This window comes from Leifsonia sp. SIMBA_070 (assembly GCF_046534635.1).
Classification (GTDB): domain Bacteria; phylum Actinomycetota; class Actinomycetes; order Actinomycetales; family Microbacteriaceae; genus Leifsonia.
In genome coordinates this window covers 3,318,169-3,327,431 of record NZ_JAWRYK010000001.1, presented here as the reverse complement: position 1 = coordinate 3,327,431, position 9,263 = coordinate 3,318,169, and the positions used below count along the sequence as shown (strand labels likewise).

The window sequence follows — 9,263 nt, the reverse complement described above, 5'->3', positions numbered from 1 at the left end:
AGTGTCACCACCAAAGACCGCTGAAGTGTTACCGATGTCCTGAGGCAGAATCGTCACCTATGTCCTGAGACATAACAGCGCACATCTCGAAGAGTGCCTACGTGCATTCGCTCCTTGCTCTTCAATCCGTCCTAGTCATCTCGCCCTTCGTTGCTTGTGTTTGTGCTCTTTGGTGTTCCTCTTTTTTGTCTTCGCTTGTTGCTCCTGGTTCCTGTCGTTTTGTCCCTTTCTCGTCGCGCGCATCTTTCCGCCCAGCGCTTGCGACGGTCCGCCGGCTCTCGCGTGTAGCCGCTTCCGAGCACGAAAGAACCCCGACCCGGGGACATGGGTCGGGGTTGTTTCGTTCCGTTCGGGAATTACTTGTCGAACATCTCTACGATGTTGTGTGCCGCTGCGAGGACGCGGGCAGCTGAGTCGCGAATCACGGTGATGTCTTCGTCGCTCCATCCGGTGATGTAGCCGATGCTGTAGGCGCTGGTGTCGAATCCGCGCAGGCCAGCGACGACGTAGGCGACCGATTCGGCTTCGACTTCCATGCGTCCGCGATGCTGCCGATACTGTTCGACACTGTCGATGTGGTGCAGCTCGATGTGCGCGGTCTCGTGTATCAGGGTCTTTGCGGATTGTTCGACGCTGATGTTTTCGGCCAGGATCACACTCAGCGTCGTGGGGTCGGTGTAGCCGCTGGCGTGGGCGAGCGGTGCGCGCCTGATCCTCCACCCCCGGGATTCGAGGTGATCGGTAAGCGGAGCGATGACGCCGTGGTCCTGGTCGCCGATGAGTCGCTGGGTGGGATCGTGCGGGAGCAGGTTCGTCCCGTCGATCGGGTCGGTCTGTGCGATGTCGAACACGGACAGCGTCGGGAAGTATCGGGTTACGCGCGCTTCGTGCTCGGTCGGCTCGTCGGCGCCGGCTGCGGTCTCGGTCTTCTTCTCGCGATACCCGAAGATCTTGATCGACTTCTCGCCCTTGCGCACCTGTCGACCCTTCGCCTGCCACTGTCGGAACCCGGCGACCATGGTCGCGTCCGGGTTTTGCGCGAGGATCAGCAGGAGGTTGTTCAGGCTGTAGTTGTGGAAGGAGCGAGCGAACTCGAGGAACGCCCGCCACTGGCCGCTGTCGGCGAGCTGCTGGACCTGATCCACGATTGACGCGTAAAGTGCCTCCGCCAGCGCCTGACGATCCTCCGCGTTTCGGGCGATGATCTTGTTCCGCATGATTACCTCACTCCTTTGTCCACTCGTCTTTCTCGCCGTCCCGGCACGAAGATCAAGAACGGGCGGAGGCCGAGCAGCGACCGATAGGAGCGGTTGCTAAGTGGAGGAGCGCAGCGACGGAGTCTGCAAATAGCGAGGGTCGGGAACGGAACAGCCGAAGGCCGTTAGGATCGCAGGCCGGAGCGGGGAGAAGACCAAAAGGGCTGGCCGATCTAGTCGGCTCCGGATGGCCTTTGGTTTCTGAGCTGGGCCGCCATTGCGCTGGCGGGCGCGATGTGGAAACGGACTACCGTTGCCGCCGCCGCATGAGGACGGTGTCCCGCCACTGCCCGGCCCACGGGCCGTAGGCCATCAGAGCGATGCGTTCGCGATGGGCAACCACCTGGATGCCGGCCAGCTCGTGCCGTTATAGGCTCGCAGCGTTCTCGCGGAAGATGCTCGACTGGATCGTCCAGACGCCCGCGTTGTCGCAGGCGAGGATCATCTTGTCGGGCAGTTGCCGCCCGAGTCCGTGACCGCGGGCGCGTTCACGCATGCAGACGGGGTGCCCGACGACTTCCCGGTACTGCAAGTCAGTCGTCGTCGAAGTCGCCTGTTTCCCCGGGCCTAGGGACAGTTGACTTGGACCGTGGGCGGCTTGGGTCAGGCGGAAGGTCGGGCGCTGTGAGGTTTCAGGTCAGGTCTGCCGTGGTCCGCGGGATGATTTCGACGTGCCAGTACACAGCTTGTTCCGGCCACTCGTCATCATCCGCGAGCTCGTAAACATCGAACACGGCGGCGCCGGCGAACTCTCCCGGTAGCCGCAGTCGAGTGGGTGGGGCGGGAGCATGGTTTTCAAGGAGCACCACGGTATCCCTGGATGTGTCGTTGGCGTGCAGAAGCACTGCCCGAAACATTGGCGTCGTGTCCATGGCTGCACCATAGGGCGATTCATCCCTGTTGGGGCCCCGTTGCGTTCAGTTCGTGATTGTTCACGCCCGGGGGATGGCCGGGTGTGTTTGGTTGGCGTCGGTCAACGGCTGCGTGTGTCTGTGACACCGGTGAGGAGCACGTCGACGGTGCGGTTGCCGCCCGCGTTTTTCGCGGCGTACATGGCGTGATCTGCAAGCCGAATGAGGTAGTCCGGGTTCCAGCTATTTCCCTGCAGCGGGGCGAGGGACATGCCGATGCTGGCTTGGATGGAAACGGTGGCGGGGAGGTCGCCATAGGGCGCGTTGATCGCGTGACGGATTCGGTCGGCGAGGGTGTGCGCCGCCTCGATATCGCGGACTTCGCTGAGGATCACGAATTCGTCTCCCCCATACCGGGCGACGAAATCGTGTTGCCGCACCGTGCTGTTCAGCCGGTGGGCGACTTCGCGCAGTAGGAGGTCACCGATGTGGTGGCCGTAGGTGTCGTTCACCGCTTTGAATCCGTCAAGGTCCAGAAACAGGGCAGCGACCATGTCGTGTCCAGTTCTCACGGAATCTTGCAGCTGCAGGTTCAGCAGCCGCCGGTTCGGAAGGCCGGTGACCTCGTCGTGGAAGGCCAAATGCTCCAGTCGACGTTGCAGGCCAAGCGTCTTGATGACCTGGCCGGCCTGAGCCACAAGGGAGCCGGCCACCGGGGCGACTTCATCATCGAATTCACGCGGGCGGCGGAAGAAGCAAGACAGGACGCCCCGGAGGAGGCCGCCGGAGCGGAAGGGCGCGGCGAGGATTGCTTGGACACCTCGGGAGCGCATGGCCGCACCGATGACAGGGTCGAATTTGTCGCCCTCTTCGGTGCCACTGATGGTGACAACCCGATCCAGTTCCTGGACCGCTGCCACCAAGGACCCCGGTGGAATCGCGCCTGCCAACGGGTGGGTTCCGGCGATCTGTTCCAGCTGGCCGCTGCCGTTAGTGAGGAACACAACCGAATCCTCGGCCTGAAATGCTTTCGCGGCGGTCGCGCACAGGATCTCCGCCAGTTCGGTCTCCGATTTCGCGTTGCCGAACGCGCTGGATGCCTCAAGGATGACCTCGAGCCGCCCACGCATGCGCTCCATTCTCGCGTTCTGCTGGATCAGATGTGCTTCATATTGGGTGCGCTCTGCGGCGTCAACCAGCGCTACGAGCCGCCGATCGCCCGCCGCCATCTGGGAGGTGACAACCGGACGCTCCGCCGCGTCATCGTGTCTGATTCGGTGCGTTTGGCCTAAGGGGCCGTCCTGGGAAAGCAGGAAGTCGTCCAGCGCGCGACCGGTGATCTCCTCCGGACTCGTTCCGGCCCACTGCGCAAAGACGCTGTTTACTTCAATGATGCGCCCCGATTCATCAACGACCACGAGTCCGCAGGGAAGATCGTCGGGCTGAACCTGCTTCACCGTGCGAATCCCTCCAGTGGGCGGTTACGAACCGGGGGCAGGGTGCGCTCTAAACGAACTTATCGCAGGGCAAGGATCGATTCTCCAGGCGTTCAGCACGGTTGCACCAGCAAGTGATTGATCTCCTGACGTCGGCCGTCCAGCGGCACCCGAAGAAACGGCACAAGTGACGACGGTGCATATCGCCCCCGCTGGCCGGCTCCGCCCATCCTGCGTCGTGGGCTCAGCTCGAGCTGCTGGGTCTGATCGGAGGCGGGCCGCCCCTACTGGGCACTCTGCTGGGCAGCGTGATCGTCAGCGATGCTCTCGCTCTGGTCTTCCTCGCATTGGCCGCTGGCTCGATCGTTTACATGCTGGTGAAACTCAGCGGCGTCGCCCTAATGCGAAATCAGGCGAGTTCCCCACCGGATGAAGAGCACCGCGAGAACAAGCGCGACCGGCGCAACGAGGAAGATCCATCCCCAGGCGTACTCGACGGTGAGGATGATCGCGATGACAGCGATTCCCGCGCCTACGACGCAGATGACAAGGCCCAGCAGGGCTCGGAATAGACGCGCTGTCGTGTTCTCCATCGGACTTACCTTACGAGATACCCGAGGGGGCACGCCCGCCGCCATCATGGCGTCGGTACGCCCAGCCTTCTCATTGACGGATCACGGGGTGAGCGATGCCGGAGGGAACATTGACGGTGTCCGCGACTAGGTGCTCGGCGTCGATGTGTTCGCTTCGGGGAGTGTTCCGGCAGGCGTCGATGGTGAGTCTGCGGTGTTGGAGCGTGCGGACGGTTTCGTGGTGCGGGCTCGGGCGATGGGTTCTGACTCCTGGCCATGTATGACGAGGTCGATGTCCGCTCCCGGTTCGAGCGCGTCGATGAGGTTCCTGACGTTTCTGACGTTCCTGAGGACGGCGGCGTGCTTGGCGGGGTCGGTCTCATCGAGGTGAACGACCACACCGGAGATCGCGGACCTCGGTTATCTCCCTCACGCGAGCGTCATGAAGAGCTTCTGGAGCTCTTCGACCGTCATTGGGTCGGAGGTGTCGTCCGGGTCGTTGATGCACTTCTGCATGGCAGTAGAGATGATCTGGAAGCCGGCCTTGTCGAGCGCACTGGAGACTGCGGCGAGCTGGGTGACGACGTCGCGGCATTTGCCGCCGTTCTCGACGGCGGCGATGACGGCGTTGAGTTGGCCCTGCGCGCGGCGGAGCCGGTTGAGGACGGGCTTGATGTCGGCGGCGGTGGTGTCCACGGTGTGTTCTTCTTTCTCGATGGCGCTGAGCGAGGCGTCGGAGGTACCCGCCAGGGTATCTCTTCGGCTCAGGCGCGGGCCTTGGCGGCGGTGAGCTCTGCCGGATCGATGGCGCGGATCTGGCCGATCAGGTCCTCAAGGTCTCTGGCGGCGAGTGCTCCTGGCTGTGAGAAGACGAGGACCTCGTCGCGGAAAGCCATGAGGGTGGGGATCGAGGTGATCCCGGCGGCCGCGGCGAGTTCCTGCTCGGTCTCGGTGTCGACTTTGCCGAAGACGATGTCCGGGTGCTGTTCGGATGCGTTCTCGAAGACGGGGGCGAACATGCGGCAGGGGCCGCACCAGGCCGCCCAGAAGTCGATCAGGACGATGTCGTTCTGCTCGATCTGGTCCTTGAGTGTGTCGGCGGTGAGGGTGATGGTGCTCACGGTCAGCCTCGTCCGAAGAGCCGGCTGAAGAACCCGCCCCCGGAGGCGGCAGCCTTCTCGGCGTCGGTGTGGTTGCCGTTGCACCATTGGTTTGCGGGGACGCGCCGGCGAACGTCGGCGATGTGCTGGCCGCAGCCGCTCCAGGTGGTCTTGCCGCAGACTTTGCAGGTGGCGGGGTAGCACATGGGTTGCAACTCTCTTTCTGGGGTTCGGTAGGGGTGGTTCTGTATACCCCCCTCCGTATAGTACGATACCGGGGAGGGTATAACCAAACTGCTCTCGGGAGGTGCACAGGATGAAGGCCGTGATCATTGGCGGAGTCGCCGGAGGAATGTCTGCCGCGACGCGATTGCGCCGGCTCGACGAGTCGGCGGAGATTGTGGTGTTCGAGCGCGGCCCGTACGTTTCGTATGCGAACTGCGGGCTGCCGTATTACGTCGGCGGCGTGATCACCGATCGGTCATCACTCCTGCTGCAGACCCCGCAGTCGTTGGCGGCCCGGTTCCGGCTCGATGTGCGCACCGGTCACGAGGTCCTTGCGATCGACCCGGTCGCGGGCACTGTCTCGGTGTTCGACCTCGCCGTGGGCGAGACCATGACCGAGAGTTATGACGAGCTGATCCTCGCGGTCGGTGCTACCGCGAGGGAGGCCGTGGGGCATCCCTGCATCCCGACGCACACCCTGCGCACGGTGGAGGATGTCGACGCGATCGGCGTGCTGGTGGACGCGGCAGCGGACAACCCTTCCGCCTTGGTCGTCGGCGGTGGCTTCATCGGCCTGGAGGCGGTGGAGAACCTGGTGCGCCGCGGAATCCACGTCACGCTCATTCAGCGCGGCCCACACATCCTGAGCCCGCTGGACGTTGAGATGGTTGCGCCCGTTGAGGCGCAGCTGCGCAGTTACGGCGTCGACGTGCGCACCTCCGTCACTGTCGACACGGTCGAGGCGGGGGCGGTGCTGCTCAGCGACGGCGCGACGGTTCGGCCGGACTTCATCATCGACGCGTCGGGTGTTGTGCCGAGCGTGGACCTGGCGCGCTCGGCCGGGCTCCGGCTGGGGCCGACCGGCGGGATCGCGGTCGATGCCCGCAACCGCACTAGCGTCGCGCACATCTTCGCCGTCGGCGATGGCGTCGAGAAGGTGGATGCGCTCAGCGGCGCAGAGGCGCTCGTGACCATGGCCGGGCTCGCCAATCGGCACGGCCGCTCGGTCGCCGACGTCATCGCCGGCCGCGAGGAGCAGAACACGCCCGCCCTCGGCACCGCGATCGTGAAGGTTTTTGATGTCGTGGCGGCGAAGGTCGGTTGGGGGGAGCGGCAGCTCTCCGCTGCGGGGCGGGCGCACCGAGTCATCCACACGCATCCTGCCTCGCATGCCACCTACTACCCGGGGGCCCAGTCCATGTCGATGAAGCTGCTTGTGGACCCGGCGACGGACGCGATTCTGGGTGCGCAGATCGTCGGCGGCGAGGGTGTCGATAAGCGTATCGACGTGATCGCGGTCGCCATGGCGGGCGGGATCAGCGCCTCCGGTCTGATGCGTCTCGAGTTGGCGTATGCACCTCAGTTCGGGTCGGCGAAGGACCCGATCAACCAGCTCGGTTACGTCGCCGACAACCTCCGCAGTGGTGCCAGCCGTTCGCTGCAGTGGCACGAGCTCGGCGCCGCTCAGGACGCCGGCGCCACCCTGGTCGATGTGCGCACGGCCGGTGAGCATGCGGCCGGCTCGATCCCCGGCGCTGTGAACATCCCTGTCGACGAGCTGCGCGACCGGCTCGCCGAGCTGCCGGCCGGCCCGATCGTGGTGCATTGCCAGGTGGGCCAGCGCGGTCACACCGCCGCGCGCATCCTCGAGCAGCACGGTTTCGACGTCGTCAACCTCGACGGGGGCTACCGCACCTGGGTGGCGGGCACGTCGCTGGCAGCGCCCGTTCCGGTCAGATCGGCTTGATGAGGTGGCGTCACAAGGGCTGCTTGTGACGCCACAACCGGTTTGATCTAGCCCGATTCGGCCAGATCCGTCACGGTCGAAGCATGGAATTCTCTCCCGTCCGGACTCTGCCGAGAAGGATCGCGGCCCGCGGAGCCCAGGTCGTGCCCGGTGTTGGCCTGACCGTTCTGATTGCGTTGGCCGCTACCGGTGTCTCGCGCGTCGTGCCAGCGGTCGGCAGCGCCCTCCCGGCCCTCGTCATCGGAATCCTGGTGAGCCTGATTCGCCGGCCGGCCGGCCGGTTCGCGCCAGGAATCGGCTTCTCCGGGAAGTTCGTGCTCCAACTCGCGGTCGTCCTGTTGGGCGTCCAGCTCTCGTTGTCGAGTGTGCTCGTCGTGGGTGTGCAGTCCCTTCCCGTGATGCTCTCTACGCTGGCGGTGTGTCTCCTTGCCGCTTGGGGCGTCGGCCGGGCTCTGCGCATTCCGCGCCGGGAACGCACCCTGATCGGTGTTGGGACCGGGATCTGCGGTGCGTCGGCGATCGCTGCAATCTCCCCCATCATCGGCGCCGCCAGCTCCGAGATCGCCTACGCGGTTTCGACGATCTTCCTGTTCAATGCGGTCGCCGTGCTGGTGTTCCCGCTGATCGGGCATGCGTTGGGGATGAGCACCCATGCGTTCGGTCTGTTCGCGGGCACCGCGGTGAACGACACCAGCTCGGTGGTCGCCGCCGCGAGTCTGTTCGCGACCTCGGCGCTCGGCTTCGCCGTCGTCGTCAAGCTCGTGCGCACGCTCATGATCGTCCCGATCAGCATCACGCTCGCCGTGGTCGAGCACCGGCGGACGAACGCCGGCGCTCCGCTGACCGCGCGGCGGTTGATCGGTCTCATTCCCTGGTTCCTCGTCGGATTCCTCGTCATCGCCACGGCCAATACGTTCATCGCGGTTCCCGCCGACCTGCACGGCGTGCTCGTGACGGCGAGTGTGTTCCTGGTAGCGGTGGCGCTCGGTGGGATCGGCCTCACGACCGATGTGGGGGCGATCCGACGTGCCGGCTGGCGGCCGCTGCTGCTGGGCGCCGTACTGTCGACACTTGTCACCGTCACCAGCTTGGGAGTGCTCGGCATCACCGGGCAGCTCTGAGCGCCGTCACGAGATCGCGTGCACGACCTCCAGCAGTGGCCGTGCGCTCGCGGGCACGCCCGACCCGCTGCGTCGCCACACCGCGGTCAGCGGCCGGGTGATGCGCAACTGCCGGATCGGGACCTTGACGAGGGTCCCGGCGGCGACCTGCTCGCGCACAGCGAGGATGCTCAGCACGGCTGGGTGGTCGCCTGCCGCAGCGGTCGCGCGGATCGCACTGGTGGAGGACAGCTCCAACGCCGGGCGAACCGGTTGATGACCGGCGCCCGTCAGCGCCCGCTCCAAGGCGAGACGGGTGCCCGAGCCGCGTTCGCGGGAGACCAGGGGAGTGCTGGCGAGTTCCTCCGCTGAGATGCCGCGTGCCCGCTTCGCCCACGGATGGGTGCGTCCGACGACGACGACGAGTTCGTCCGACGCGAACTTCGTGGTGGCGAGATCGGCGGGCACGTTCGGCGTCTCGATGAATCCGATCGTTGCCGATGCGTTGCGGACGGCGAGCAGGACCGCTTCACTGTTCGCGGCTGTTAACTCGATACGCGGGCCGCCCCCTGCGGCATTCAACGACGTGAGCCAGTGTGGTGCCAAATGCTCGGCGATTGTCATGCTGGCCGCGATCCGCAGTGTCTCGCCGGCTCCCCCCCGCAGGGAGGCGACCGATGCGTCGAACCGTTCAGCAGCATCCAGCAGTTCGGCAGCCCACTCGGCGACGAGCGCACCGATCTCAGTCGGATGCGCACCCACGCTGCTGCGCACGAGCAGGGGCACGCCGATCTCTCGCTCAAGCGACGCGAGGCGTAGCGACGCGGCCTGTTGCGTGACGCCTGCCTCGCGTGCCGCGGAGGAGATGCTGCCCGAGCGGACGACTGCCGCTAGCAGCCTCAGGCGTGCAATATCCACGGGGATCTCACTTTTCGCACTCGTTCACGCTACCGGTTGGTCCAGGGGTTCACAGAGA

At 65.3% G+C, this 9,263-nt stretch carries 11 protein-coding genes; 3 read left to right on the top strand and 8 right to left on the bottom strand.

Going from position 1 to position 9,263, the window contains the following annotated elements; all coding sequences use genetic code 11:
• Positions 1-356: 356 nt before the first annotated feature.
• From SB754_RS15650 to SB754_RS15635, 4 genes are all read right to left on the bottom strand, one after another.
• Positions 357-1,217 (bottom strand): ArdC-like ssDNA-binding domain-containing protein, encoded by an 861-nt coding sequence (locus SB754_RS15650; protein WP_410783231.1) that lies wholly within the window; start codon positions 1,215-1,217, stop codon positions 357-359.
• Positions 1,218-1,623: 406 nt separating this feature from the next.
• On the bottom strand, positions 1,624-1,752 hold the full coding sequence (locus SB754_RS15645; protein ID WP_410783230.1) for a GNAT family N-acetyltransferase: 129 nt from the start codon (positions 1,750-1,752) through the stop codon (positions 1,624-1,626).
• Between the two features lie 136 nt (positions 1,753-1,888).
• Entirely contained in the window at positions 1,889-2,128 is a 240-nt protein-coding gene (locus tag SB754_RS15640; protein WP_410783229.1) for a hypothetical protein, read from the bottom strand.
• A gap of 101 nt (positions 2,129-2,229) precedes the next feature.
• Positions 2,230-3,564, bottom strand: coding sequence for a diguanylate cyclase (locus SB754_RS15635; RefSeq protein WP_410783228.1), 1,335 nt, complete (start codon positions 3,562-3,564; stop codon positions 2,230-2,232).
• Positions 3,565-3,851: 287 nt separating this feature from the next.
• On the opposite strand from SB754_RS15635, the gene SB754_RS15630 reads away from it, so the two are divergent.
• Positions 3,852-4,115 (top strand): hypothetical protein, encoded by a 264-nt coding sequence (locus tag SB754_RS15630; protein WP_410783227.1) that lies wholly within the window; start codon positions 3,852-3,854, stop codon positions 4,113-4,115.
• Between the two features lie 429 nt (positions 4,116-4,544).
• On the opposite strand, the gene SB754_RS15625 is transcribed toward SB754_RS15630, so the two are convergent.
• The 3 genes from SB754_RS15625 to SB754_RS15615 form a co-directional block, all read right to left on the bottom strand.
• Positions 4,545-4,811: a metal-sensitive transcriptional regulator gene (locus SB754_RS15625; protein WP_410783226.1), complete on the bottom strand. Its 267-nt coding sequence runs from the start codon at positions 4,809-4,811 to the stop codon at positions 4,545-4,547.
• 68 nt (positions 4,812-4,879) lie between these two features.
• Positions 4,880-5,236: a thioredoxin gene (gene trxA, locus SB754_RS15620; RefSeq protein ID WP_410783225.1), complete on the bottom strand. Its 357-nt coding sequence runs from the start codon at positions 5,234-5,236 to the stop codon at positions 4,880-4,882.
• A 2-nt stretch (positions 5,237-5,238) separates the two neighbouring features.
• On the bottom strand, positions 5,239-5,421 hold the full coding sequence (locus SB754_RS15615) for a hypothetical protein (RefSeq protein ID WP_410783224.1): 183 nt from the start codon (positions 5,419-5,421) through the stop codon (positions 5,239-5,241).
• Positions 5,422-5,531: 110 nt separating this feature from the next.
• Between SB754_RS15615 and SB754_RS15610 the strand changes: the two genes are divergently transcribed.
• Both SB754_RS15610 and SB754_RS15605 read left to right on the top strand, forming a co-directional pair.
• Positions 5,532-7,187: an FAD-dependent oxidoreductase gene (locus tag SB754_RS15610; protein WP_410783223.1), complete on the top strand. Its 1,656-nt coding sequence runs from the start codon at positions 5,532-5,534 to the stop codon at positions 7,185-7,187.
• Between the two features lie 83 nt (positions 7,188-7,270).
• Complete coding sequence (locus SB754_RS15605) at positions 7,271-8,308, top strand: YeiH family protein (RefSeq protein WP_410783222.1); 1,038 nt, start codon at positions 7,271-7,273, stop codon at positions 8,306-8,308.
• 6 nt (positions 8,309-8,314) lie between these two features.
• On the opposite strand, the gene SB754_RS15600 is transcribed toward SB754_RS15605, so the two are convergent.
• A complete protein-coding gene (locus SB754_RS15600; protein ID WP_410783221.1) occupies positions 8,315-9,205 on the bottom strand; it encodes a LysR family transcriptional regulator in 891 nt (296 codons plus the stop codon).
• Positions 9,206-9,263: the final 58 nt, after the last annotated feature.